General features: G+C 65.8%; 21 protein-coding genes. 11 read left to right on the top strand and 10 right to left on the bottom strand.

Annotation, left to right across the window (positions count from 1 at the left end; translation table 11 throughout):
* Both HHL27_RS02245 and HHL27_RS02240 read right to left on the bottom strand, forming a co-directional pair.
* On the bottom strand, positions 1 to 795 hold the full coding sequence (locus HHL27_RS02245; protein ID WP_169491731.1) for an SDR family oxidoreductase: 795 nt from the start codon (positions 793 to 795) through the stop codon (positions 1 to 3).
* A 48-nt stretch (positions 796 to 843) separates the two neighbouring features.
* Positions 844 to 1,461: a DNA-3-methyladenine glycosylase family protein gene (locus tag HHL27_RS02240; RefSeq protein ID WP_169491730.1), complete on the bottom strand. Its 618-nt coding sequence runs from the start codon at positions 1,459 to 1,461 to the stop codon at positions 844 to 846.
* A gap of 122 nt (positions 1,462 to 1,583) precedes the next feature.
* Here HHL27_RS02240 and HHL27_RS02235 point away from each other — a divergent pair, with 122 nt between their 5' ends.
* Positions 1,584 to 1,901, top strand: coding sequence for a 2Fe-2S iron-sulfur cluster-binding family protein (locus HHL27_RS02235; RefSeq protein WP_169491729.1), 318 nt, complete (start codon positions 1,584 to 1,586; stop codon positions 1,899 to 1,901).
* A gap of 196 nt (positions 1,902 to 2,097) precedes the next feature.
* Here HHL27_RS02235 and argC read toward each other — a convergent pair whose 3' ends face one another.
* The 3 genes from argC to HHL27_RS02220 are packed head-to-tail and all read right to left on the bottom strand — an operon-like array spanning position 2,098 to position 4,846.
* Positions 2,098 to 3,027: an N-acetyl-gamma-glutamyl-phosphate reductase gene (argC, locus tag HHL27_RS02230; RefSeq protein WP_169491728.1), complete on the bottom strand. Its 930-nt coding sequence runs from the start codon at positions 3,025 to 3,027 to the stop codon at positions 2,098 to 2,100.
* A complete protein-coding gene (locus HHL27_RS02225) occupies positions 3,024 to 3,380 on the bottom strand; it encodes an SH3 domain-containing protein (RefSeq protein ID WP_240959256.1) in 357 nt (118 codons plus the stop codon). Before HHL27_RS02225 ends, argC begins: the two co-directional genes overlap by 4 nt.
* A gap of 56 nt (positions 3,381 to 3,436) precedes the next feature.
* Positions 3,437 to 4,846, bottom strand: coding sequence for a leucyl aminopeptidase family protein (locus tag HHL27_RS02220; protein ID WP_169491726.1), 1,410 nt, complete (start codon positions 4,844 to 4,846; stop codon positions 3,437 to 3,439).
* Positions 4,847 to 4,899: 53 nt separating this feature from the next.
* Here HHL27_RS02220 and HHL27_RS02215 point away from each other — a divergent pair, with 53 nt between their 5' ends.
* The 6 genes from HHL27_RS02215 (at position 4,900) to HHL27_RS02190 (ending at position 10,020) form a co-directional block, all read left to right on the top strand.
* Positions 4,900 to 5,757 (top strand): DUF4163 domain-containing protein, encoded by an 858-nt coding sequence (locus HHL27_RS02215; protein ID WP_338114803.1) that lies wholly within the window; start codon positions 4,900 to 4,902, stop codon positions 5,755 to 5,757.
* Positions 5,758 to 5,809: 52 nt separating this feature from the next.
* Positions 5,810 to 6,637 (top strand): type I methionyl aminopeptidase, encoded by an 828-nt coding sequence (gene map, locus HHL27_RS02210; protein ID WP_169491725.1) that lies wholly within the window; start codon positions 5,810 to 5,812, stop codon positions 6,635 to 6,637.
* A 262-nt stretch (positions 6,638 to 6,899) separates the two neighbouring features.
* The gene (locus HHL27_RS02205) at positions 6,900 to 7,238 is read left to right on the top strand and encodes a P-II family nitrogen regulator (RefSeq protein ID WP_169491724.1); all 339 of its coding nucleotides are present in this window, start codon (positions 6,900 to 6,902) and stop codon (positions 7,236 to 7,238) included.
* Between the two features lie 140 nt (positions 7,239 to 7,378).
* Positions 7,379 to 8,788, top strand: a complete 1,410-nt coding sequence (glnA, locus tag HHL27_RS02200; protein WP_169491723.1) for a type I glutamate--ammonia ligase — start codon at positions 7,379 to 7,381, stop codon at positions 8,786 to 8,788.
* Between the two features lie 131 nt (positions 8,789 to 8,919).
* Positions 8,920 to 9,279 carry a hypothetical protein gene (locus HHL27_RS02195; protein ID WP_169491722.1) on the top strand — a complete coding sequence of 120 codons (360 nt, stop codon included), beginning with the start codon at positions 8,920 to 8,922 and terminating at the stop codon, positions 9,277 to 9,279.
* A gap of 183 nt (positions 9,280 to 9,462) precedes the next feature.
* Positions 9,463 to 10,020, top strand: coding sequence for a nucleotidyltransferase family protein (locus tag HHL27_RS02190; protein ID WP_169491721.1), 558 nt, complete (start codon positions 9,463 to 9,465; stop codon positions 10,018 to 10,020).
* Positions 10,021 to 10,092: 72 nt separating this feature from the next.
* Here the strand turns inward: HHL27_RS02190 and HHL27_RS02185 are convergent, their stop codons facing one another.
* Complete coding sequence (locus tag HHL27_RS02185; protein WP_169491720.1) at positions 10,093 to 10,986, bottom strand: OmpA family protein; 894 nt, start codon at positions 10,984 to 10,986, stop codon at positions 10,093 to 10,095.
* Between the two features lie 527 nt (positions 10,987 to 11,513).
* Between HHL27_RS02185 and HHL27_RS02180 the strand changes: the two genes are divergently transcribed.
* Both HHL27_RS02180 and HHL27_RS02175 read left to right on the top strand, forming a co-directional pair.
* On the top strand, positions 11,514 to 12,041 hold the full coding sequence (locus HHL27_RS02180) for a CHAP domain-containing protein (RefSeq protein WP_169491719.1): 528 nt from the start codon (positions 11,514 to 11,516) through the stop codon (positions 12,039 to 12,041).
* A gap of 172 nt (positions 12,042 to 12,213) precedes the next feature.
* Positions 12,214 to 12,849: a lysozyme gene (locus HHL27_RS02175; RefSeq protein WP_169491718.1), complete on the top strand. Its 636-nt coding sequence runs from the start codon at positions 12,214 to 12,216 to the stop codon at positions 12,847 to 12,849.
* Positions 12,850 to 12,873: 24 nt separating this feature from the next.
* On the opposite strand, the gene HHL27_RS02170 is transcribed toward HHL27_RS02175, so the two are convergent.
* Positions 12,874 to 15,120 carry a putative bifunctional diguanylate cyclase/phosphodiesterase gene (locus HHL27_RS02170; protein WP_240959255.1) on the bottom strand — a complete coding sequence of 749 codons (2,247 nt, stop codon included), beginning with the start codon at positions 15,118 to 15,120 and terminating at the stop codon, positions 12,874 to 12,876.
* A gap of 181 nt (positions 15,121 to 15,301) precedes the next feature.
* On the opposite strand from HHL27_RS02170, the gene HHL27_RS02165 reads away from it, so the two are divergent.
* On the top strand, positions 15,302 to 15,451 hold the full coding sequence (locus tag HHL27_RS02165) for a lmo0937 family membrane protein (RefSeq protein ID WP_169491716.1): 150 nt from the start codon (positions 15,302 to 15,304) through the stop codon (positions 15,449 to 15,451).
* 118 nt (positions 15,452 to 15,569) lie between these two features.
* Positions 15,570 to 16,994: an aldehyde dehydrogenase family protein gene (locus HHL27_RS02160; protein WP_169491715.1), complete on the top strand. Its 1,425-nt coding sequence runs from the start codon at positions 15,570 to 15,572 to the stop codon at positions 16,992 to 16,994.
* Positions 16,995 to 17,189: 195 nt separating this feature from the next.
* Here the strand turns inward: HHL27_RS02160 and HHL27_RS02155 are convergent, their stop codons facing one another.
* From HHL27_RS02155 to HHL27_RS02145, 3 genes are read right to left on the bottom strand one after another with little or no spacing between them, the layout of a single operon-like run.
* Positions 17,190 to 21,398 (bottom strand): translocation/assembly module TamB domain-containing protein, encoded by a 4,209-nt coding sequence (locus HHL27_RS02155; protein ID WP_169491714.1) that lies wholly within the window; start codon positions 21,396 to 21,398, stop codon positions 17,190 to 17,192.
* The gene (locus HHL27_RS02150) at positions 21,398 to 23,719 is read right to left on the bottom strand and encodes an autotransporter assembly complex protein TamA (RefSeq protein WP_169491713.1); all 2,322 of its coding nucleotides are present in this window, start codon (positions 23,717 to 23,719) and stop codon (positions 21,398 to 21,400) included. The genes HHL27_RS02155 and HHL27_RS02150 overlap by 1 nt, the downstream gene beginning before the upstream one ends.
* Entirely contained in the window at positions 23,616 to 24,464 is an 849-nt protein-coding gene (locus HHL27_RS02145; RefSeq protein WP_169492083.1) for an arginyltransferase, read from the bottom strand. Before HHL27_RS02145 ends, HHL27_RS02150 begins: the two co-directional genes overlap by 104 nt.
* Between the last annotated feature and the right edge of the window lie 102 nt (positions 24,465 to 24,566).

The following is a 24,566-nucleotide window of genomic DNA, read 5'->3' as shown; positions in this document are numbered from 1 at the left end:
TCAGAGCGCGCCGGCCCGCCCGCGCACCTGCTTGCGCACCAGCCCGGGCAGCAGCCGCGAAAACAGCGCCATCCGCTTTGCCGTCGGTCCGACCAGCGTGTGCAGCCTTTCCCCATGCACCGCAGCCCAGGCCGCCTCGGCCACGTCGCTCACCGGGCTGATCTCCAGCCCCGCGCCTTTCACCCGCGATCGGATGTCCTCGTTGCTCGCGCGGTTGGCGTTATGATCGAGCAGCGGCGTGTCGATGAACGCGGGCATCAGGTCGCGCACCGCGATCCCGTCTGCCGCCCATTCGCCGTCGAGCGACTCGGTCACCGCGCGCACTCCGAACTTGGTCGCCGAATAGACGCTGGCACCCGGCGTGCCATAGATCCCGGCCGCGCTCGCGGTGTTGAGCAGGACCGAGCCCGGCGCGCTGGCCTTCAGCCATGGGTAGGCCGCCTGCGCGCCAAAGATCACCCCCTTGAGGTTGATGTCGAGCGCGCGCTCGATCTCGTCTACTGCAAGTTCGGCGAGCGGCCCGCCAACCGGCACGCCGGCATTGTTGAACACAACGTCGATCCGGCCGCCCGCCGCCTTGGCGAAGTCGGCCAGCGCCGCATCCCACCCCGCCCGGTCGCGCACGTCGAGCTTGTGGATCGAGCTTGCCCCCTTCGGCAGGAGCGCGGCTGTCTCGGCCATCCCGCTCTCGCTCACGTCGGCCAGCCCGACGAACCAGCCCCCGCGCGCGAACCGCTGGGCCACGGCGCGGCCGATGCCGGAGCCCCCGCCGGTGATGAAGATCGTCCTTGCCATCGCCCACTTCCTCCTGCCCTCGCTTTACTTGCACGAATGTCAGTAAAGTCAAAGCGCCGGATTGTTGTAGCAATGCCAGGTGAAGATCGCCGCCGCGCCGCGGTGCGGCCGCCAACCCTCGGCCAGCTCGCGTGTCAGTTTCTCGCTCGGCCGCTCTTCCAGCCCGAGCAGCTTGCCAAGGCCGACCTGAACGGCAAGGTCGCCTGCCGGCCAGATGTCGGGCCGCCCTTCGGCAAACAGCAGATAGATTTCCGCCGACCAGCGCCCGATGCCCTTGATCTTGACGAGTTCGGCAATTGCCTCCTCGTCATCGGCCGGCAGCGCGTCGAGATCGAGCTCGCCCGACACCACCAGTTCGCACAAGGACCGGGCATAGCCCTGCTTCTGGCGCGACAGGCCGCAGGCGCGCAGCGCGTCGAAGTCGGCGGCGAGCAGGTCGTGCGGGGGCAAGTCCTCGCCCAGCAGCGCTTCCAGCTTGTTCCAGACAGAAGCCGCCGCCGCGACGCTCACCTGCTGCCCCACGATGGTGCGCAGCAACGTGGCATAGCCGGTCGGGCGCAGCCGCGGCTCGGGATAGCCGACCCGTTCGATCGCCGCCGCCATCGCCGGATGGCTGCCACCGATGAAATCGAGCCCTTCCCTGATCTGCTCCGCGCTCAATCCCATTGCCCTACACCCTTCTCATGCCTGCTCGTTGTGCGACCTTGCCAAAGCGCAGGCGACGCGATAGCAGCCCGGCCCAAACGGGAACAGTGGGCCGGCAAGGCCCCCGACAGGAGACCTTGACGATGCCGAAGCTTGTTGTCGTGAACCGCGCGGGTGAAGAAAAGACCATCGACGCCGATGCCGGCCTGTCGGTGATGGAAGCCATCCGCGACAACGGCTTCGACGAACTCCTCGCGCTGTGCGGCGGCTGCTGCTCGTGCGCCACCTGCCACATCTACGTCGACCCCGCTTTCGCCGACAAGGTTCCGGCGATGAGCGAGGACGAGAACGACCTGCTCGACAGCTCGGATCACCGCAACGAAACCTCGCGCCTGTCGTGCCAGGTCCAGATCACCGGCGACCTCGACGGCCTCAAGGTCACGATCGCCCCGGAAGACTGATCCTTCCGGTCAGGCTGACGAAAGAAGGCCCGCGCTCCATCGGCAGCGCGGGCTTTTTTTGTGTTTGCTGTTCGCTGTCAACCCCGTCCGCCCTGAGCTTGTCGAAGGGCCGTTCTTCCTGCGCGATCCCGCGCTCGCCTTCCAGACCAAACGCACTTCGCCAGGCTCAGCACCAACTCAAACAGGATCGGCTGGATTACAGCCGCAGGCCCGCCGTCTCGTCCAGCCCGGCCATCAGGTTCAGGCTCTGCACCGCCGCCCCGCTCGCGCCCTTGCCCAGGTTGTCGAGCACGGCGACCAGCCGCGCCTGCTCGCCATCGGCGCTGCCCATGACGTGGAGCGTCAGCCCATCCCACGGCTCCATCGAAGCGCGCAGCAGCATCTCGCCACTTTCGGGCAGGTCCTGCGCCACGGTCACCACCTTCGAACCTTCGTAGAACTGAGTCAGCGCCGCGCGCAGCAGTTCCGGTGGCACGCTGCCCGGCATCACGCCCAGCGGCAGCGGGATTTCCACGACCATGCCGCGATGCGCCGCAACCACCGCCGGGCTGAACAGCGGGGCGATCATCAGGCCAGCATAGCGCTGCATTTCCGGCACGTGCTTGTGCCCGAAGCTCAGGCCATAGCCGCGCCAGGCGATGTCGCGATCTTCCTCGAACCGCCCGATCAGCGCCTTGCCGCCGCCCGAATAGCCCGACACGGCATGCACGCTGTAAGGCCACGCCGCCGGCAGCAGCGCATTGTGCACCAAAGGCGCGAGCAGCGCGATGAACCCGGTCGGGTAACAGCCCGGGTTGGAGACGCGCTTGGCTTCAGCCACCGTGTCCCGCCCGACGATCTCGGGAAAGCCATAGGTCCACCCGTCCGCCACTCGGTGCGCGGTCGACGCATCGATCACGCGGGTGCGGTCATTGGCGATCATCGCCACCGCGTCCCTCGCCGCATCGTCGGGCAGGCACAGGATCACCACGTCGGCGTCGTTGATCGCCTCGCGACGGGCGGCGTCGTCCTTGCGCCGCGCTTCGTCCAGCGTGATCAGCGCAAATTCGCTGCGCCCGCCGAGACGTTCGGCGATCTCCAGCCCGGTCGTGCCGACTGCCCCGTCGATGAAGACCGAGGTCGTCACAGCGCCTGCACCGCACCCAGCGGCACATAGCCGACGAAGCCGTCATCGCCCTGCTGGCCCCAGGCCCAGCCGCCCGCCATGTCGAGCACGTTGAACGTCTCGCCCGCTGCCAGAGTCACGATCACCTCGCCCGTTTCGCTGCCGGTCTTGCGCAGCTCGGTCGCGCCCAGCAGCTTGTGCGGCATCGGCACCGCATAGTGCGGCACGAACACCTTGCCGGCCAGCGCCACGTGGGCCAGGTCACCGCGCACCGGGCGGTGCAGCGGGTCGAGCTTGACCGAGGGACCGGACAGCACGAGTTCGCCGGAATCCGGCAGCTGTTCGATCAGGATATCGTCATTCGAAGCGGGCAAGTCTGCGCCTTCCCGGAAAAGGAAAGCCGCGCGCTTACTGGCATCGCCCCGCCGGTTCAAGCGCCGAACCGTTCGAGCAGGAATCCCCATGCGGCACGCAGGCCCAGCGCATCGCCGCCCTTGGGCCGTCCAGGCTTGCCGGCAGGACGCCAGGCGAAGGTGTCGAAATGCGCCCAATCAATGGCTTCGCCCACGAAGCGGTCCAGGAACAGCGCCGCAACGCTGGCCCCGGCGAACCCGCCCGACGGCGAATTCTGCAGATCGGCCACATCGGACTTCAACCATTCGCGATAGCCATCGTGCAGCGGCAGGCGCCAGCAAGGATCGTCGCGTTCGAGCCCTGCGCGAAGCAGCCCCGCCGCCGTTTCATCGGTCCGCGCGAACATCGCCGGCAGGTCCGGGCCCAGCGCCACGCGCGCCGCGCCGGTCAGCGTGGCAAAGTCGATCACGAGCTCGGGCTTCATTTCGGTCGCGCGGGTCAGCGCATCGCCCAGCACCAGCCGCCCCTCGGCGTCGGTATTTGTGATCTCCACGCTCAGCCCCTGGCGCGAACGCAGGATGTCGCCGGGGCGGAAGGCATTGCCCGAAATCGCGTTCTCGACCGCTGGAACCAGCAGGTGCAGCCGCACCTTCAGCCCATGTCCCATGATCAGTCCGGCGAGCGCCAGCGCATGCGCCGCGCCGCCCATGTCCTTCTTCATCAGCGCCATGCCCGATGACGGCTTGATGTCGAGCCCACCCGAATCGAAACAGACGCCCTTGCCGACGATGGCCACGCGGGGATGCGCAGGGTCGCCCCATTCCAGTTCGATCAGCCGTGGCGCATGGTGGCGCGAAGCGGCGCGGCCCACGGCATGGACCATCGGATAATCATGCTCCAGCGTATCGCCCGCATGGACGTGGACGGTGGCGTGGTGCGCCTTGGCCAGCGCGCGCGCTTCGGCCTCCAGCTGTGCCGGTCCCATGTCCTCGGCCGGCGTGTTCACCAGATCGCGCACCATCATCACCGCGCTGGCTTCGGCAAGCGACGGTTCGATCGCCTTTACCGCCTTGGTCAGCAGCACGCGCGGCTCGACCGCCTTGGCTTCCTTGCGGTAGCGGTCGAAGCGGTACTGCGCGGTCAGCCAGCCGTGTAGCGCCGGCGCCACGCCAGTGCCCTCGCCTCCCAGCGCTTCCTCGCGGGCAAGGCGATAGGTGCCACCCGGAAGCACTTCGGCAAGCCGCGCGAGGCACCAGCTTGACAGCGATGCCGTGCTGGCAACGCCGCCGACGGCGGACCAGCCGTCGCCGTCGGGCACGATCGCCACTTCGCCTGCACCGCCTTCGAACTTCTGCGCCGCAAGCGCGGAACGCTGGCCGGCGTTCAGCGTCTTGGTCCAGTCGGCAAGGCTGGCCTTGTCGACAAGGTGGAGGGCAATGGCGCTCTGGCCATGATCGGGCTGGATCAACGCGTTTCTGTCGGTCATCTTGGAACCGACCTTGCCGCAGCCGCCCTGCGAGCGCGAGAGGAAAACGATCTGTGAAACCGACTTTTGCCAGCGCAACGCTGCTTCTTGCCTCTACTCTGGCGCTGGCCGCCTGCGGGTCGGGCACGCCCACCACGGCGCAGTCGTCGGCATCATCCCCGGCATCCGCTTCGGCCAGCGCCTCCGCATCCACGGTCACCAACGGCCCCGTCACGCCGCCTGCCCCGCCTGCACCAGCCGCCGCTGCGCTCAGCGTGAAGGAAAGCAACGATCTTTATTCCTTCACCTATTCCTATCCTGGCGCCGCCGGAGCTATCCCCGCACTGAAGGCCTGGCTCGACGCCGATCTCGCCAAGCAAAAGGCCACCCTCGCCAAGGATGCCGGCGCGGGCCGTGTCGAAGCCAAGAAGAACGACTTCCCGTTCCACCCCTATGAATTCTCGACCGAATGGAAGGTCGTCACCGACCTGCCCGGCTGGCTTAGCCTTTCGACCATCATCGGCACCTATTCGGGCGGCGCACACTCGAACTACGCCTACGATGCGATCCTGTGGGACAAGCAGACGGCACGCCGCATATCTGCGATCGACCTCTTCACGTCCAAGGCCGCGCTTTCTGCCGCGATCAGGAAACCGTTCTGCGCCGCGCTGGATCGCGCACGCCGCCAGAAACGCGGGGCGGACTGGAAGAGCGACGGCATTTCGGATTTCGACAGCTGCATCGCCCCGCTCGATCAGGTGCTCATCCTTGGCTCTGCCGGCAGGCGCGCATTCGACCGGATCGGCTTCCTCATCGCGCCTTACAACGCCGGGCCTTTTGCCGAGGGCAGCTACGAAGTGACGCTGCCCGTCACCCCCGCCGTGCTCGCGGCGGTGAAGCCCGAATATCGGGCCGCCTTTTCGTCGCAATGAATCCTAGCGCGCGTACCTCGCAATTGCCGGGATTAATCGCTACATCGCCGGCATGACCGACTATGTGATCGCCGACGAAACCGACGTCCAGCCGCGCGACGGCACCATCAAGCTGCATGGCCCCGCCGCCTTCGAAGGCATGCGCAAGGCCGGGCGCCTCGCTGCAGAGATCCTCGATGCACTGGCCCCGCTGGTGGTGCCGGGCGTGCGCACCGATTACCTCGACGATGTCGTGCGACAGATGACGCTGGATGGCGGGGCGATTCCTGCTACGCTGGGCTATCGCGGCTATACCCATTCGTGCTGCATCTCGATCAACCACGTCGTCTGCCACGGCATTCCGTCGGACAAGACGCTCAAGGACGGCGATATCGTCAACATCGACGTTACCCCGCTGCTCGATGGCTGGCACGGCGATACCAGCCGCATGTACCTCGTCGGCGACGTTCCGCTGAAGGCACGTCGCCTTGTCGACGTCACCTACGAATGCCTGATGATCGGCATCGAACAGGCCCGCCCCGGCGCCCGCCTGGGCGATATCGGCGCGGCGATCCAGGCCCACGCCGAAAAGCACCGCTATGGCGTGGTGCGCGAATTCTGCGGCCATGGCCTCGGCCGCCTGTTCCACGATGCGCCCGAAGTGGTCCACGCCGCCCGCGCCGGCACCGGCCCTGAACTGCGCCCGGGCATGTTCTTCACGATCGAGCCGATGATCAACCTCGGCAAGGCGGCAGTGAAGATCCTCGACGATGGGTGGACGGCGGTGACCCGCGACCGCTCGCTCTCGGCGCAGTTCGAGCACTCCATCGGCATCACCGAGGATGGCGCCGAGATCTTCACGCTGAGCCCTGCCGGCCTGCACCAGCCGCCCTACGCATGAGAGGCAGCCCTGCCTAAAAAACAGGCAGGGCTTGCGTAAAATTTATGCACGAAAAAATCGCAGCCGCGTAACAATCTGGCGTCGATGCCGCGCCAGGCATTCACATTGTTGCACAACCCCTGCAATTCCCGCTTTCGCAACCGCGAGCGATGGCCTAGTGAAAACGTCTAGAGCGTGGCACGATTCTTGTTAGGTCGGGTCACAAGGGACAACCGCCCGCCGCTCCGCAGCGGTGGGCCTCGCGTTGCAGGGGTCTGACCAGGTGAAGAAGGTCGAAGCGATCATCAAGCCGTTCAAGCTGGACGAGGTAAAGGAAGCGCTGCACGAGATCGGCGTCTCGGGCATCACCGTTACCGAAGCCAAGGGCTTTGGCCGCCAGAAGGGCCACACCGAACTCTATCGCGGCGCCGAATACGTCGTCGACTTCCTGCCCAAGGTTAAGCTCGAAGTCGTCGTGGGCGATGCCCTCGTCGACCGCGTGGTCGAAGCGATCGCCTCTGCCGCGCAGACCGGTCGCATCGGCGATGGCAAGATCTTCGTGATGACCGTCGATGCCGCCGTGCGCATCCGCACCGGCGAGCGCGACGACGACGCGATCTGAAATGTCGCCCTCCGGTCCAGGTGCGCCGGGACGGGGGGCTGCAGCCGGGGGTGGCCTTGGGACGGGCGGCCTCCACGATATCCACCCCTGAAACCTGCGCGGCGCTCACAGACCGACGCGGGAGAAAAGAAGGATCAGCGATGGCAAGTGCAAAGGACATCCTCGGCCGGATCAAGGACGAGGAAATCGAGTGGGTCGACCTGCGTTTCACCGATCCCAAGGGCAAGTGGCAGCACCTGACCATGGTCGCCGGCGTCCTGGGTGAGGACGAGCTGGAAGACGGCCTGATGTTCGACGGTTCGTCGATCGAAGGCTGGAAGGCGATCAACGAGTCGGACATGATCCTCAAGCCCGACCTCGACTCGGTCTATGTCGATCCGTTCTCGGCCACGCCGATGCTGATCATCAACTGCGACATCGTCGAACCGTCGACCGGCGAGCTCTACTCGCGCGATCCGCGTTCGACCGCCAAGCGCGCCGAAGCCTTCGTCAAGGCCTCGGGCATCGGCGACACCGTCTACGTCGGCCCGGAAGCCGAATTCTTCCTGTTCGACGACGTCAAGTTCTACGACGGCTATGACGGCAACGGCTTCCGCATCGACGACGTCGAGCTGCCAACCAACACCAACAAGGAATACGAAGGCGGCAACCTCGGTCACCGTCCGGGCGTCAAGGGCGGTTACTTCCCCGTCGCGCCGATCGACAGCTGCGTCGACATCCGTGGCGAGATGGTCAAGACCATGCTCGAAATGGGCCTGCCCTGCGACAAGCACCACCACGAAGTGGCCGCCGCGCAGCACGAACTCGGCCTGACCTTCGGCACGCTCGTCCAGACCGCCGACCGCATGCAGGTCTACAAGTATGTCGTGCAGCAGGTCGCTGCCGCTTACGGCAAGACCGCCACGTTCATGCCCAAGCCCATCAAGGGCGACAACGGTTCGGGCATGCACACCCACATGTCGATCTGGGATTCGGGCAAGCCGCTGTTCGCCGGCAACGGCTACGCCGGCCTGTCGGACATGTGCCTGTACTTCATCGGCGGCGTCATCAAGCACGCCAAGGCGCTGAATGCGTTCACCAACCCGACCACCAACAGCTACAAGCGCCTGGTGCCGGGCTACGAAGCCCCTGTGCTGCTCGCCTACTCGGCGCGCAACCGCTCGGCCTCGTGCCGCATTCCGTACGGCGCCGGCGCCAAGGCGAAGCGCGTTGAATTCCGCTTCCCCGACGCGATGGCCAACCCCTACCTCTGCTACTCGGCGCTGCTGATGGCCGGTCTCGACGGGATCAAGAACAAGATCCACCCGGGCGAAGCCATGGACAAGAACCTGTACGACCTGCCGCCGGCAGAGCTCGAACTGGTCCCGACCGTGTGCGGCAGCCTGCGCGAAGCGCTGGACTCGCTGGCCGCCGACCACGCCTTCCTGCTCGAAGGCGGCGTCTTCACCGAAGACCAGATCGAAGCCTACCTCGAACTCAAGTGGCCCGAAGTGCTGCGCTGGGAAACCACGCCCTCGGCCGTCGAGTTCGACATGTACTACTCGGCCTGATCTTTTCGGATCAGACGAGACAAGAAAAGGGCGTCCGGGAAACCGGGCGCCTTTTTCTTTCGTGCCCCAATCCGCCTCTGCAAACGACCACGCCCCCACTTGCTGACATTGCCGATTGATGGAATGTTTCGATGATGAAGGGTATGTTGGCAGGCATCGTCGGGATTTTTTTGCTGGCGCACCCCGCTTCAGCCAAGCCCCTTTCACCTCTCGACGTCGAAGCGGTCGGACGCCTTCACAATCTATCCTATGATCCAATCAATGATCTTGATGACTTGCTGGGGCACGGTCGGATTACGGCTCGCTTTCAGATATTTCGCTTCTTACATGGCACGACTGCAAGTCGTTCGATCACCATCCAATATGTTGCGCACACTTATATGAGCGAAGACCATCTGGTCCGGCTTAAATTGCGAGCCCGGCCGGATGGGATTTACCAGGTCTGCGCAAAGCCGGACGGGGAAGGCTTGAGGTGTGGCGAAACCCAATAAGGGCATCAGCTCCCCGGATTACCGTCATCCCAGCGAAAGCCGGGATCGCTCGCCTCCCTGCAAAACACCAGCGGGCGGCAGCCAAAGCGCTAGGCCGCGCGCGATGACAGCCTGCACTGGCCTGACGGCAACGGTGCCGACCTCTGATAAAACGGAACCGTTCTACCCACCGCATCCCGGACGATGACCCCAGCCGCCTCCATCGCCGCCCTTCTTCGCGCCGATGCGCTGCGCTGGCATTTGCTTGGCGTGGTCGCTGGCCTGCATCTGCGCGATGGCTGGATCGCCGCCGGGTTCGTTCGGAACGCCGTGTGGGATCACCTCCACGACCGCGCGCCACGGGCGCCAGACGGCGACGTCGATGTGATCTACCACGATCCCGACGACGCAACCGCCGAGCGCGACCGCGATCTCGAGCGTCAACTCGCACAGTTGGCGCCTGGCATCGACTGGTCGGTCAAGAACCAGGCCCGCATGCACCTGCGCAATGGGGACGCGCCCTATCGGTCATCCGTCCATGCGATGGTGAACTGGCCAGAAACGGCAACGGCCATCGCAGCCCGCCGCATCGACGGGGAAGTATGCGAGATCGCGGCTCCGCTTCAGGTCGACGATCTTCTGGGACTGGTGCTGTGCCCCGGCCCTGACTTCCGCGAAGACAAGCGAGCGATCTTCGAGCAGCGCGTCGCCAGCAAGCGCTGGCTGGAACGATGGCCCCAGCTCGTCGTCCGGGATGCATAAGCCGATCACATTGTGATCGATCCCCGGGCTCTCCCCCCGACGCAGGGAGAGAGCTCGGGATTTGTTGTACCATCAGCCGCCGGTGTCGACCGCCTTGCTCACCAGCACGTTGACCGCAACGCGGCGGTTCTGCGCCTTGCCTTCGGGCGTGCTGTTGTCCGCCGCCGGGTCGGCCTTGGCCATGCCGGTCGGGGTCAGCATGCGGTAGGGCTTCCAGTGGCAGACCTGCTGCAGGTAGTTGGTCACCCGCGCCGCGCGCTTTTCGCTCAGCGTCTGGTTGTAATCGTCGCCACCGACCGAATCGGTATAGCCGATCACCAGCAGCAGCGCGTTCTCGTTGGTTTCGGCCTGGCTCGCGGCGGTGCACAGCTCAGCCTTTGCCTGCGGCGAAAGGTTCGACTTGCCGGTGTCGAAATAGACGTTGCTGGTGCTCTTGACGTTGTACTTGTCGATGTCGCCGAAGCGGGCGCGCAGCGCCTCGGTGGCCGCGCTCTGTTCGGCAAAGCCCTGCGCGGTGCCGGTGCGGATCATGTTGGCGGTCTTGAGGTCGCCGTTCTTGAAGGTGATCTCGCTCGCCATCAGCGCGCCGCCGGCCTGCAGTGTCTTGATCGAAACCGGAAGGCCGTTGATCAGCGCCGCCTCGTTCAGCTTGGCGCTGCCCTGAAGGAAGCCCTTCTTGGCGCGGATCTTGGTGGCATCGCTCACCGTCACCACGGTGCGCGTGCCATCGGCGGCCAGCACTTCGATCTGGTCGCCCTTGCGCGCCGAGATGTTGCCGTTGAGTTCGGGCCCGGCAATCGCCTGTGCCGACGCGCTCGACTGCAGCGCTTCGGGCGCGGGTTCGGCCGCGGTCGGCTGGGCGGCGGGGTCGGGCTGGCCCATGCCTTGCGCAAAGCTCGCGCTGGCCGAAGCGGCCAACAGCATGGCCGGGGCGATCAGCCCGGCCGTCTTGAGGGTAACACGCATCTCTTCACTCCTTAAAAGTGCGTCTGAAAGGTGTCCGGTGTTCAGCGCCGTATTGCTGGCGCATGAATGCAGTTGCACGACAGGTCGTTCCTGCGGGCAGCCCGTCACGAACTTGCGACGAACCGAATGAAGGCGTCAATTCGCCCTGCCATGGGCCTCGGCCTGTCCTACACCGCGCGAATCCGGATATCCTCGCGCGATGGAAAGCTTTCAGCCACGCGGGATCACCCAGTTTCGCCCTCATGCGGCGGTGCACCATTGCAGCGCGATTGATCTACTTTCTCAATCAATTGCGCCTTACAGATCGAATGCAATTATTCCCCAGGACACTGTCAACTTTGTCAACTTGGGGTTGTGTCGGGCTTCGTGATGCGCATGCAAAAAGTTTGTTTGGGGCGGGAACCGGCAGGCCTCCTCGCGAATTTTATCCACAGCCTTCGCACATGCGGGATGAACCGTTGGTCGTGCGGGGCAGGCTGCGCCGTGCCTGTCTGTGCGAATCCGCACAGCGCTTTAGAACGGCCTGCATGCTTCGTGTCGCGCTCGCTTCCCTCATCGCCTTCCTCTCGATCGCCCTGCTTCCCGCTGAAGCCAATGCCCGGCTCCAGTGCGTCGCCTACGCCCGGCAGATCGGTGAAGTGCACCTTTCCGGCAACGGCCGCGACTGGTGGGGCAATGCGCAGGGGGTCTACGCCCGCGGCGCTCGCCCGCAGGCGGGCGCGGTTCTCGCATTCAAAGGCACCGGCGCGATGCCCTATGGTCACGTTGCCGTCGTCAGCAAGATCGTCGACAGCCGCCACATCCTCATCAACCACGCCAACTGGTCGGCCCCCGGCATGATCGAGCGCGGCGTGGAAGTGGTCGATGTCTCGACCGCCGGCGACTGGAGCCAGGTCCGCGTGTGGTACGGCAAGACCCGCTCGCTCGGCCTGCGTCCCTCGCCCACGTTCGGCTTCATCTATCCGCGCAGCGCACCTGCGGACGCCGCGCCCTCGATCGTCCTGCCGACCGTCACCGCCAGCGTCGACGTCGCCAGCGCTGCTGCGCAGGGCTGATTGCAAACAGTCTAATTGCCGGCCGACCGACAGCTTGGCGTTGTGGCGGCCGCCAAAGCGGCAGAACTTGCGCTTTCCTACAAAGCTTCGGCTGATATTCTCCCCGCCCAAGGCGTATCGAGCCCCGGGTCGCACCTGATGTTGCCGTTGCAGCTGCAGGAGGAAGACGGGGATGAACCGCAAGCCGATTTTCGACGCCGTGCGCAAGCTGCTCGGCCGTGGCTTTACCGCTGACGAAGTCGCCGCCATCGACAGGGCGATCGACATGGCAACAGGCGCACTCCCCGCGAATGTCGCGCCTGAACCTCCCGACACCCCTACCGTGCCCGAACGCAAAGCCGAGCCCCGCGCGCTCGGGGCCGCGGGCGAAAAGCTGATCAAGGCGTGGGAAAGCTGCGGCCGCCTGCGCGCCGATGGCAAATACGATGCCTATCCCGATCCCGGCAGCGCCGATGGCAAGCCCTGGACCATCGGCTGGGGATCGACCGGCGCGGACATCGCCCGCGGCACGGTGTGGACCCAGGCGCAATGCGATGCCCGCTTCGCCCAGGAGATCCAGCGCTACGCCGCGGAAGTCGAGCGCGCGATCGGCGATGCGCCGACCAGCGCCAACCAGTTCGATGCGCTGGTTTCATTTCACTACAACACCGGGGCGATCTTCTCGGCCTCGCTGACCACGCTGCACAAGCAGGGCAAGTTCGCGCAAGCGGCGGCGGAATTCGGCAAGTGGATCTACAACAATCACAAGCCGATGACGGGCCTGGTCAAGCGGCGCGCTGCCGAAGCGAAGCTCTATTCCACGCCTTGACGGGCCTAGCCTGCGGTGATCGGCTTATCCCGCCAGCCGCAGGTTCTCGCCGCGTTCGCGCCGCCACAGCAGGCTGCGCGCCTCGCTTACCGGCAGGGCCTTCCAGAACAGGTGGCCCTGCACCAGCTCGCACCCCGCCGCCTGGACCAGCCGGCGCTGCACCTCCGTCTCCACGCCTTCGGCCACCACCTTCATCCGCAGCGTGTGGCCCAGCGAAACAATCGCGCAGAGGATCGAGTGTGCATCCATGTCGCCCTCGATGTTCTGGACGAACGAACGGTCGATCTTGATGCGGTCGAACTGGAACGAGCGCAGGTACGACAGCGAGGAATAGCCGATGCCGAAATCGTCGAGCGCGATGCGGAAGCCCATCCGGTTGAGTTCGCGCAGCACGCCGAGCACGTGCTCGGACCGATCGAGCATGATGCCCTCGGTCACCTCGAGCACGATGCGGCGGGGATCGACGCCGGTTTCGGCGATGATCCCGGCAATGGTCGGCAAGAAATCGGCCGCCATGATCTGCAGCGGTGACAGGTTGACCGATACGTCGCAGGCGGGCCAGGTGCGACATTCGCGGAAAACGTGGCGCAGCATCCAGTTGCCGAGCGGGATCATCAGCCCGCCCTGCTCGGCGATCGGCACGAACAGGCCGGGGCGGATCTCGCCCCGCTCCGGGTGGGTCCAGCGCAGCAGCGCCTCGAAACCCTGGATCTCGCCGTTTTCGACCGCGACGATTGGCTGGAAGGCGACCGACAGCTCGTCGCGGGCTATCGCGCGGCGCAGCTCGGTCTCCATCTCGCGCCGCAGCTTGACAGAAGCATCCATGTCTCGCGTGAAACGGCGATAGCGGGCACGGCCGCGCTGCTTGGCGCGATAGAGCGCGATGTCGGCGCGACGCAACAGCTCGCCGGGGTCCTCGCTCTGTTCGGGGCCCCAGCTGATCCCGCAGGAACAGGTCACGTCCAGCGCGTTGCCGGAAATGACGAATGGCTCGCGCATCAGGTCCATGATCTCCCGTCCGAGCTGGTCGGCCGCCTGCCGCCCGCCGGTGGCGCGGCGCATCAGCACGAACTCGTCGCCGCCGAAGCGCGAAAGGAAGTCGCCATCTGGCAAAGCGCGCCGCAGCCGCAGTGCGACCTGGCGAACCAACTCATCGCCGACGTGGTGGCCAAGCGTGTCGTTGACGACCTTGAAGCTGTCGATGTCGAGATAGGCGACGAACACGTCGCCCTGCGCCCGCCCCTCGATGCAGGCGGAAAGCTCGGCGCGCAGGCGCTGCATGTAGTGGACGCGGTTGGGCAGGCCCGACATCGCATCGTGCAGCGCATTGTGCTGGGCCTGTGCCTCGCTCGCCAGAAGTTCGCGCGCGGCGCGGCGCATGCGGCGCACGATGATCGCCCCGCCAAGCACGACGCCGAGGAAGAACAGGATATAGGTTGCAAGCAGGGGCGCAGTGCGGCGCACGATCGTGGGGCCCGGGGTCTTGGCACGCCAGGTGATCCAGCCGATCCGTTCACCATCCGCTTCGTCCAGCGCGATGGCATTCAACGAGGCGCCGGGCGCGTTCGGGGTGAAGCGCAGTTCGGGCAGCAGCAGATCCTGCCGCATCTGCGGCAGCGTGCTGTTTTCCATGAAGCGCAGGCTGGCGACGAAGGCCGGTTCGCGCTGGAGCAGTCCGTAATTGCGGTCCGGTACGATCGAGGCGACGGCAAGGAAGGCGGGCCGCCCGTTGTACAGCACGGGTTGCGCCGCCCAGCGGGTCAACGGCCGGCCGGCGGCATCGGCAGGCCAGGTGCCATCGGCAAGGCGCAGGGTACGCTCCGCCTTGCCGAACGTCGCGCCCGGCAGGTGCGCCTGCGCAAGCAGCGCATCGACATCGGCCTCGATCAGCGGATCGAGACGTGGGGCGACAGGCTTGCCCTCCGCCCACGCGTGGACCGGCCGGCCATCGGGCCGCAGCAGATAGAGCCGGTCCGTGCCGAAGTTGGTCCAGAAGAAGGCGCCGAGGTAATAGTTCGACCACGCCACGTTGTCGCCGAGCACGGCGTTGTTCATGGCATCGTCCCAGGTCAGCTGCACTTTCTGCGTAGCGACGAAATCGCGCATCGCGCGATCGAGGTACTGGTTGGCAAGGCCACGTTCGTCCTCGCGCGCCAGTTCATCGGCCACGCTGGTGGAATGATTGAACGCTGCAATGAGCGCGAGCGTGAGCGAAAGCAGCGCGACGAACGTCGCCAGCGCCACCCAGCCCGTGCGCAGACCTTCGGCCATTCGCCGTGCCGCACGCCTGCGCGTAATGGATCTCGCCGTCCCCATGCGGGACGTCTTAGAAGGCCGGTGCGAACAAATAGTTAGCAAGCCTTACGCCTTGCGCCGTGGAACCCGGAGCGATCGTCGTGGTTCTGCTGGTCAGACCGTTCCGTTTCGGAGCGACCCAATAAGGGAGAGCCCCATGCTTCTGACCATCGCCCTTGTCCTGCTCGTGCTCTGGGCGCTCGGCGTTTTCGCGTTCAAGGTGACCGCGGGCGTAATCCACATTCTGCTGGTACTGGCCATCATCGTCGGCCTGGTGCAGCTTTTCCGTGGACGCCGAACGATCTGATATCCCCTATTCGTCCCTCTGGCCGTCACATCCAACGATAGACGGGTTGCAATCCGCCACGCAATGCTGCCATCTTCCCCCGGTGATTCCTTAATCAGGTAACTGGGAGTAATTTGTGATGCGCGAGCGGCTTCAACAATACATCGACGGCCAGTGGGTCGATAGCGAAGGCGGCGTCCGCCACAATGTGATCAATCCGGCGACGGAAGAGCCGACCACCGTGGTCACGCTCGGCACCAAGGCCGATGTCGACAAGGCGGTCGTGGCTGCCCGCCGGGCGTTCAAGACGTTCAGCAAGACGAGCCGCGAAGAACGCCTCGCGCTCCTCAACCGCATCGTGGAAGAATACAAGAAGCGCGTGCAGGACCTTGCCGTTTCGATGGCCGAGGAAATGGGCGCCCCGGTAAGCTTCGCCTCGACCGCGCAGGTCGGCGCGGGCATCGGTGGTTTCCTGGGCACCATCGCCGCGCTGCAGAACTTCGAGTTCGTTGAAGATGCGGGCGCGTTCAAGGTGGCTTACGAGCCGATCGGCGTGGTGGGGATGATCACCCCGTGGAACTGGCCGCTGAACCAGATCGCGCTGAAGGTTGCGCCGGCACTGGCCGCCGGCAACACCATGATCTTGAAGCCGTCGGAAGAATGCCCGTCCAACGCGATGATCTTCGCCGAAATCCTGGACGCGGCAGGCGTACCGCCGGGCGTGTTCAACCTGATCAACGGTGACGGTCCGGGCGTGGGCCAGGCAATCAGCTCGCACCCCGACATCGAAATGGTCAGCTTCACCGGTTCGACCCGCGCCGGCATTCTCGTCGCCAAGGCGGCGGCCGACACGGTCAAGCGCGTTCATCAGGAACTGGGTGGCAAGTCGCCCAACCTGGTCCTGCCCGATGCCGACTTCGCCACGCACCTTGCCCCCACCGCCATGGGGCCGCTGGTCAACACCGGCCAGTCCTGCATTTCGCCGACCCGCGTGCTCGTCCCGCGCGAACGCGAAGGCGAAGCGGCGGCTTTCCTTTCGGCGATGTATTCGGCGACCCCGGTGGGCGACCCGATGCAGGAAGGCAACCACCTCGGCCCGGTGGTGAACAAGGCGCAGTACGACAAGATCCGCGAACTTATCCAGTCGGCCATCGACGAAGGCGCGAAGCTGGAAACCGGCGGCACCGATCTGCCCCCGGGCGTCAACCGTGGCTATTTCATCCAGCCGACCGTGTTTTCGGGCGTAACCCCGAATATGCGCATCGCGCAGGAGGAAATCTTCGGTCCAGTCGTAACCGTGATGGCTTACGACAGCTTGGAAGAAGGCATCGAGATCGCCAACGATACCGCCTATGGCCTGTCGGCCGTCATCTCGGGCGATCCGGCCAAGGCGGCCAAGATCGCGCCCGAACTGCGCGCCGGCATGGTCGCGATCAACAACTGGGGTCCGAGCCCGGGCGCGCCGTTCGGCGGGTACAAGCAGTCGGGCAACGGGCGTGAAGGCGGCCTCTATGGTCTCAAGGACTTCATGGAAATGAAGTCGATCAGCGGCCTGCCTGCCTGATCCATTGCTGATGCACGAACGAGGAGGGCCGCCTGAAAGGGCGGCCCTTTTTCGTGGCTGGCTCGAAGGACACCAGCCCGCAAGCGACATCACGGCCGTGCGCGGGATAACGGCAGGAAGGGCAGCCCTTCGACACGCTCAGGGACGGCGGTGCTGCTGATCAGATTTGGCGCAGCACCACGCTGAGGCGTCCGCTCAGTAATCCTTGCTAGCCTTGAGGTTGATCGATTCGCGTCCGATGGTGGAGACGGTGCCAAGCAGCGCCAGCCAGCGGGTGATGCGGAATTCGATCGAGGTCGCCGAATAGCCGCGTCCGTCGGTGACCAGTTCAACGAAGAAGCGCCGCCCAAGATACTTGCCGACCGCGATCGAGGTACCGCGCCCGGTGGCGGCGTCCGCACCGACGATCCGGAGGCGATCGAGGCCGATGGCGCTGCGCAGCTTGTTGATGGGATCAAGGCCGCCGCCACCGCGCAGGGACGCGAGGGCCGAGGCGAGCTGCACCGCTTCGGGAGCGGAAATCTGCGTGATCGAGCTGCCGAACAGCAGGCGGCTGAGCAGTTCCTCCTCGGGCAGCGAGGGCGTGGACGTGAACGCAATGATCGGCTTCTGCGCCGTGCCGCCGATGCTGATCTTGGCGCTGATATCGTTGGCATCGCCTTCCGCCACGATATCGAGCTGCGGATCGATCGGGGTTTCGCCTGTGAAGCGGATGCGGCCGCGGGTCAGTTCGAAGCGCTTGCCCGCAAATTCATAGCCGCCGCGCACGACTTCGGCAGTGCCGAGGATGCTGGGTGCCGACGTATCGCCGCGCAGGCGGATGTCGGCGCCCCATTCGCTGTCGAGCCCCATGCCGCGCACATCGATCCGGTTGGCGCCGGCGGCATCGATCAGGAAGCGCCAGGGCGCAGAGCGGACCCGCGCCGGCGCAGCGTCGGCGGGCGTGTTGATCTCGGTGGTCTTGATCACCGGCAGCTCGGTGGCGGCGTTCGCCATCCCGAGGCGCCAGCGCGCCTGTTCGATGCGCAGACGGCCGGCGATCGTGCCGCCAACGCCATTGCTGACGATGCGCAGCGGACCAGTGACGGTGGCCCCCATGTCATCGCGGTTGATCAGCTGGGCATTGCTGGCGGCAAGGCGCAGATCGAGCTTCACGCCGCCGGTCGAGACATCGGACAGATCGACCGTACCACTGCCGCTGACCTTTCCGCCGTTCGCCGTGGTGCCCGAGAAACGGGCAAGGCTGAGGCGCGAATCGGCGAAAGTGCCGACTGCTTCGACGTTGCGGATATCCGATCCGGTCAGCGTCGATTGCACACGCAGCGAGCGCGAGGCGACCGCGCCCGACAGCACCGGATTGTCGATGGAACCGCTGACGTCGGCGGCGACGCCCAGGGGGCCGGTCAGGTCGAACACCTCGAGCGCGGCGAGCCGCCAGAGCGCGTCGGCGGGGCCGGAATAGCGCAGCTGACCGCGCAGGCGCCCGGCACGGAGCCTTTCAGCCATGGTGCCACCGCGCGGCAGGTTGTCGATGCGCGCCTGCAGGCGACCACGCACCGCGCCGCTCTCCTTCATCACGGCGCGCGTTTCGAGGCTGGATGCGTCAAGCTGGGCGACAAGAAACAGGTCGAGTGGGCGGGAGGTGAGGACGAGACCGGACCGCGTGAGATTGCGCACCTGCAGCGCGGCGTGGCCCTGCGGCGCGCCGGTGCCATCGTTGCGGTAATCGACCACGCCCGAGGCGAGACCGCCGAGCCCGAGATCGGCGACGACGATGTCGAGCACCGAAAGCGGCATGCGCGAAACGGCCAAGTGCAATTCAGTCGGGCCGCCGAGCAGGTGTCCGTCGGCGATGATCACGCCGCGCCCGAAGTTGACCTGGGTCGGCTGAAGCCGCCAGCCGCCGCCGGCCTTTTCGTCCTGCTTTTCCATGACCATGCGGCGCGGCATGGTGATCGACCGGCCGGCATACTGGCCCGAGACGAAGGCGATGATCTTGTCGGGCGCGAACGCGGCGGTGCCCTGCAGATCGAAGTCGGTGCCGCGGCGGCCCGACATGGACGCGGTGACCGAACCCGAACCGTTGACGATCGCGGCGTTGGCCGCCAGCCGGCCGATGAATACCTTGCCGAGGCCGATGCCCTGCGCCGCGACGTTCGCGTTCACGGTGGAGTTACCGTTTGCGAACAGGCCGTCGACATCGACGTTGGCCATGCCGATCGAGATCGGGTTCGCGCCTCCGAAGCGCGCGTTGCGCGCGTTGACCAGCGCCGTAACGCCCTGCCCGCCATCGCGCGGTTCGAGGTGGACGGTACCATCGAGCCCGCCTCCGCGCATGGCGAGATCGCCGGTCACGCCCGCCTTTCCGAGCACGACCGCGCCGGTCACGTCGGTCTGGTAGACGTGGAATTGCTGGATATCGATTCGCGTGTCGCCACCGGGAGGCGAGACTAGGCCGAGCGAGCCTTCAAACGGGCCAAGGCGGGAATCGCCCTTGGTATCGATGCGGAAGCCATCCCCCACCGGCGCCAGCGCAACGCGCACGTCCTTGAGCCCGGCGGCGGGCAGCGGGCTTGCCAGCACGAGCACGGCGTGGGGGCCGTCCTTCTCGATCGTGGCATCGACGGTGAACGCGCCGTAATCGGCATGGCGGCCGCGCCCGACGATCGTGCTGCCACCGCCAGGCAGGACCTTGCCATCGAGCGCGAGATCGAGCTTGCGCGCGGTGATGCGTCCGCCGCGGATGGTCAGCGGGATGGCCCCACCCATCGCGACGTTGCCGTTGAAGCGGATGCCGCCGCCCGTCAGCGTCTGCAGCGTGGCGTTGTCGACGCGCGTCATCCGGCCGGCCGCATTGGCCTGGACCGACCAAGGCAAGCCGCTGCCGACCTTGAACAGGATCTTGGCATTGGCATCGACCGCACCGAGATTGGGCGCGGTAAAACCGCGCGCAGTGACAGGGCCGGCCAGCGCATAACCGCCTCGGGCGATATCGCCGCGCAGGGTCAGACGGGCAGCAAGCCCGCGCAGGTTTATGGCGATATTGTCCGATGACAGCGAATTGCCGGACAACACGATGTCGGCATTGGCCGTCGCCCCCGACAGGCGCGGATCAAGCTCTGCATTGCCCGTGGCGAGCTTGCGCGCGGTGAGCGCGACCGGCAGGCGCAGGGTCTTGCCATCCCAGTGGGCGGTTCCGGCCGTACGCAAGTCTTCGGCCGCGATGGTGCCTGAGCGCAAGCGAGCCACGCGCAAATCGTGCTGGATGGAAAGATCGTCGAACGGTCCGTCGAACGTGGCGTCGAAGCGGACGCCGGCGAGCTTTGGATCGGCAAGCACTCGCTCTGGCCAGGTGAGCGCAAGCTTCGTGGCAAAGTCGTTGGCGCGATTGTTGCCCAGATCGATGGCGCCGCGGCCCGCCATGCGGAACGCCGCACCGGTGGCGAAGACCTGGCCATCGGCAAGGCTGCGCGCGAAAGTGCCGTCGTAGAACAGCGAAAGCTTGTCACCCACCGCGCTGCGAGCGCTGCCCTTGAGGACGTCTGCGGGGAAGACCTGCCCCGCCAGGCGGTATTGTCCGGCGCGGTTGTCGAGGAGGAACGCGGCGAACTTGGCACCGCCCTGCGAAGCCCAGGCAATGCCATGCCAGTTGCTGAAGCTGCCGTTGCCGAAGACGCGGGCATGCATGTCACGCTTGATGCCCACCAGCCCGGCAAGAAGGCCGTCCTTGGGCGCATCGGCAACAACGCGCAGCTCGAACTTGTCGCGATCGGGCTCGCTGTCGAGGTGGACGACAAGCCGGTCACGACCACCGAGGCGCGAGTTGAAATCGATCAGCGCGCGGCCACCCCGGATATCTGCCTTCGACCACAGGTCGATGCGGCGCCGCTCGCCCATGATGCCCTTGGCGACGGTCAGATCGTCGAATTCGAGCTGATCGATGCGGATATCGAAGTTGGGGAGGATCGGCTCGTCAGGATTGCCCGGGTTCATCCGTGGCGTGCGCAGCAGCGTGGCGCGGTGGACGAGCAGCTTGCGGATATCGAGCCCCCGCTTCATCCACGACAGCGGACGCCAGTCCAGCTCTGCCTCGGGAATGGTCATGAAGCGGCCCTGGGGGTCGCTCAGCACCACATTGCGCAAGGTGGCGCTGCCGAACAGCGAACCTTCGATGCGGCCGATGCGGATGCGCAGGCCGGAGCCCGGCGTCAGCGCGGCGATGCGATCGACCACGAAGCGGTGGCCGAGCGAGCTGTCGAGCACGGCGAAGCCAGCGAGCAGCAGCCCGATCGCGGCTATCGCGGCAAGTGCGACATTGCGGCTCCAGCGCACGGGCCGGCGCCAGCGTGCCGGCCTTGCCGCGACCGGAGCATCTTCGGCCGGAGGAACGGTCTCGCCCGCCATCAGAACGCCTGCCCGAGCGCGACGTAGACCCCGATCCGGCTATCGCCCTTGCGGCGGTTGAGCGGCGTGCCGACGTCGATGCGGATCGGGCCGAAGTTGGTATCGTAGCGCAAGCCGACACCTGCACCGACCTGCAGGCCGGACAGTGTCGGCGTTCCACCCGTGCCGACGCTTCCTGCATCGACGAATGGCACCACGCTGACCGCACCGCCGACGAGCCCGGTCTTGACGCGCGCTTCGAGCGAGAATTCGGCTAGCGAGCGCCCGCCGGTGGGATTGTTGGAAGCATCGCGCGGGCCGACGGCCTGGTAGCCATAGCCACGCACCGAGCCGCCGCCCCCTGCATAGAACCTGCGCGAGGGGGCGATGTTGGCAAGGTCGGTGCCCTGGATGGTGCCGAGGCGGGTGCGCGCCGCGAGCACGACCTTGCCCGCCACCGGCAGGTAGGCCGAGGCATCGAACTGCGCCTTGAGGTAGGTCGACTTCGTGCCGTCCTGCACCGAAAGCTCGGGCGAAAGACGCAGGCCGACGCGGAAGCCCTTCTTGGGATCGAGCAGGCTGTCGCTATCGTCGAATTGCGCCGACAGCGGGATCGCGCCGATGAAGTAGGTGGTCCGCGGGGTGTTTGCTGCGGCCGAATCCTGCAATTCGCTGGTGGCCACCGCTTCCAGGCCTACCGACCAGACGAACGGCTTCTGGAACAGCAGCGTGGTCTGCCGCTCGAAGCTGGCAATGAACGAAGCCGTGCGCGCATTGAACGCATCGGTATCGCGCGTCTGGGCATAAAGGTCGGCCGTAAGGACCTGATCGCGGCCCCAGAAATTGTTGCGGCGGAACGTGACTCCGGCAAGCTGTTCGCGCGTGCCGAGCACGCCGCGCACGCGCAACATGCCTTCGGGCGGGAACAGGTTGCGGTGTTCCCAGCTGCCTTCGAGGCGCACGCCTTCACCTGTGGAGTACCCGATCAGGCCGGCAATGGTCCGCAACGGTGCCTTGGTGATGTCGACATCGATATCAACCGTGCCCGGCTGGCCGAGCGATGCCGCCGTCGCCTCGCGCGCCTTGACGGTGACGGACGAGACGAGCCCGGTGGCGAGGACCGCCTGGCGCAGATCGTCCACCAGCGAACGCTTGTAGAGATCGCCCGGCTCGAACCGCGCAATTTCTTCGAGGTGGTGGCCAGAGAGGAATTTGGGCATCGAGCTGACGATGCGCCCGAAAGCGTAAGTGCCGCCGGTGGTGACGGGAATGGCAAGATCGCCGGTGCGCGGTTCGTGGTCGATGGTCAGCTCAGGTTCTCCGACCTTGGCAAAGGCATAGCCGGTTTCGCCGAGCGCGGTGTCGAGATGGGTGCGTTCCTCGACAATGCGGTCGGAATTGACCGGATCGCCGGAGTTGAGCTTGAATGCCGCACGGAGCTTGGCCGCATCCGCAGCCTGGGCGATATCGCCGAGGTCGATCTTCGCCAGCTTGTACTGCGGCCCTGGGATCACGTCGAAGCGGACGACCGCCTTGTTGACATCGACCCGGGCGCGCTGGCCGGAAGCTCCTCCGCCCTCGCCCGGGCGCTCGATACCGGCAATCGACTGGATCACCTGCGCATCATAGTACCCATAGACGCGCATGACCTGCTGCAGGAGATCGATATCCTCCTTCGCGCGACGGGTCAGCTGGGCGAGATTGTCGTCGTTGTCGTCGAGCGCCTTGAGGTTCGACAGCCCGCCGAAGCGGGCGGCAATCGCATCGCGTTCGGGCAAGGCCGCATCGGGCGGGAAGGCGAGTTCCACCTGATTGCCGACCTTGACGATCGCGGCGTTGGCAATCTGCGCCTTGGCGCTACTCTCGCCTTCGGGAACCGCGGTGTCGAGCAACTGGCCGGCCTGCTTGGCCTGTTCTTCCGCCAGCGCGATATCGGGATCTGGCGTAAGCGGCTGAATCGCCGGCAGATCGGTTTCATCCGGCCAAGGCAGCGCGATTTCCGGCATGGCCGACATCGGCGCCAGGGTATCGGGACTCTCGATCGAGGCAATGTCGGGCACGGGGGTACGCGCTGCATCGGTATCGCCGGCCCATGCTTCGGGATTGTCGAGCGCGGAATCGGGGATCAGATCCTCCAGTTCCTTGTCGGCATTACGGGATTGGGCAACAGCGGGAACGGGTTGGGCAAGAATGGCGATCGCAGCGCAAACGCTCGCAAGGCCGCCAGAGCGCAGAAGCTCAAGCCTCGCCCGAAAAATTCCCGCACTCGACAACGTCCTTGCCGGCACCCGCAGGAACGCCGCTCGCACTGCGCTGCAGCGATGCGGCGCGAACGATGGCATCGGCTTGCTCATCGGGGTCGAAACGCACCCATCCTTCGCGGCCCAACCGCTCCATAGGGCGGAAACGGACCTTATACTGCATGCGGTCGGATCCTTCGACCCAATAGCCGAGGTACACGTAGGGCAGGCCGATCCTCGCGGCGTGGAGGATGTGGTCGATGATGATGAAAGTGCCAAGCCCGGTCCGCGTCTCGTGATGGGGGTCGTAGAAACTGTAAATCATCGAGAGCCCGTCTCCCTGATGATCGGTCAGGCAGGCCCCCACGAGTTTGCCCGGGCTGCCATCGGCAGTAGGCTCCCTGTATTCAATCACATAACTTTTTACCGGCGTGTGTTCCACCATGTCGGCGAAATCCATTTCGTCCATGGTGGCCATCCCCCCGCCCGGGTGACGGACCGAAAGGTAACGCTGCAAGAGCTCAAACTGTTCCGGCGTGGACCAAGGCTTGCAGATCGTCATGACCAGATCGGAATTGCGCTTGTGGATGCGCTTCTGCGAAGCCGATGGCTGGAAGGCTTGCGCGACGACACGGACCGAGACGCAGGCGGTGCAATCGACGCAGCTGGGCCGGTAGGCGACGGTCTGGCTGCGACGGAAACCGATGCGCCCCAGCGCATCGTTGAGCTCGTCGGCGTTGTCGCCCTTCAACTCGGTGAAAACCTTGCGCTCGCTGCGGCCCGGAAGGTACGGGCACGGCCCGGGGCTGGTGACGAAGAAGCGGGGAAAGCGTACGGGCGCAGTCACGGCCGGCAAGATTCCTCAGTCGCCAGCGGCCCACCCGCCGGCTCGGTCCTGCAACAATGCATGAGCCGGCCGATTGGTGAAAGAGCCTTAACCACGAATGCG

It is taken from the genome of Novosphingobium olei, from assembly GCF_012927405.1.
Taxonomy (GTDB): domain Bacteria; phylum Pseudomonadota; class Alphaproteobacteria; order Sphingomonadales; family Sphingomonadaceae; genus Novosphingobium; species Novosphingobium olei.
The sequence above is the reverse complement of the archived record's forward strand: the minus strand, read 5'-3'. Positions and strand labels throughout refer to the sequence as shown.

Coding starts and splice junctions, on each gene's coding strand:
- HHL27_RS02220 (WP_169491726.1), bottom strand. CDS start 4,846: ATGACCGACAGAAACGCGTTGATCCAGCCCGATCATGGCCAGAGCGCC.
- HHL27_RS02150 (WP_169491713.1), bottom strand. CDS start 23,719: ATGCCATCGTTCGCGCCGCATCGCTGCAGCGCAGTGCGAGCGGCGTTC.
- HHL27_RS02165 (WP_169491716.1), top strand. CDS start 15,302: ATGCTTCTGACCATCGCCCTTGTCCTGCTCGTGCTCTGGGCGCTCGGC.
- map (WP_169491725.1), top strand. CDS start 5,810: ATGACCGACTATGTGATCGCCGACGAAACCGACGTCCAGCCGCGCGAC.
- HHL27_RS02240 (WP_169491730.1), bottom strand. CDS start 1,461: ATGGGATTGAGCGCGGAGCAGATCAGGGAAGGGCTCGATTTCATCGGT.
- HHL27_RS02170 (WP_240959255.1), bottom strand. CDS start 15,120: ATGGCCGAAGGTCTGCGCACGGGCTGGGTGGCGCTGGCGACGTTCGTC.
- glnA (WP_169491723.1), top strand. CDS start 7,379: ATGGCAAGTGCAAAGGACATCCTCGGCCGGATCAAGGACGAGGAAATC.
- HHL27_RS02155 (WP_169491714.1), bottom strand. CDS start 21,398: ATGGCGGGCGAGACCGTTCCTCCGGCCGAAGATGCTCCGGTCGCGGCA.
- HHL27_RS02175 (WP_169491718.1), top strand. CDS start 12,214: ATGAACCGCAAGCCGATTTTCGACGCCGTGCGCAAGCTGCTCGGCCGT.
- HHL27_RS02195 (WP_169491722.1), top strand. CDS start 8,920: ATGATGAAGGGTATGTTGGCAGGCATCGTCGGGATTTTTTTGCTGGCG.
- HHL27_RS02160 (WP_169491715.1), top strand. CDS start 15,570: ATGCGCGAGCGGCTTCAACAATACATCGACGGCCAGTGGGTCGATAGC.
- HHL27_RS02245 (WP_169491731.1), bottom strand. CDS start 795: ATGGCAAGGACGATCTTCATCACCGGCGGGGGCTCCGGCATCGGCCGC.
- HHL27_RS02185 (WP_169491720.1), bottom strand. CDS start 10,986: ATGCGTGTTACCCTCAAGACGGCCGGGCTGATCGCCCCGGCCATGCTG.
- HHL27_RS02235 (WP_169491729.1), top strand. CDS start 1,584: ATGCCGAAGCTTGTTGTCGTGAACCGCGCGGGTGAAGAAAAGACCATC.
- HHL27_RS02180 (WP_169491719.1), top strand. CDS start 11,514: ATGCTTCGTGTCGCGCTCGCTTCCCTCATCGCCTTCCTCTCGATCGCC.
- HHL27_RS02190 (WP_169491721.1), top strand. CDS start 9,463: ATGACCCCAGCCGCCTCCATCGCCGCCCTTCTTCGCGCCGATGCGCTG.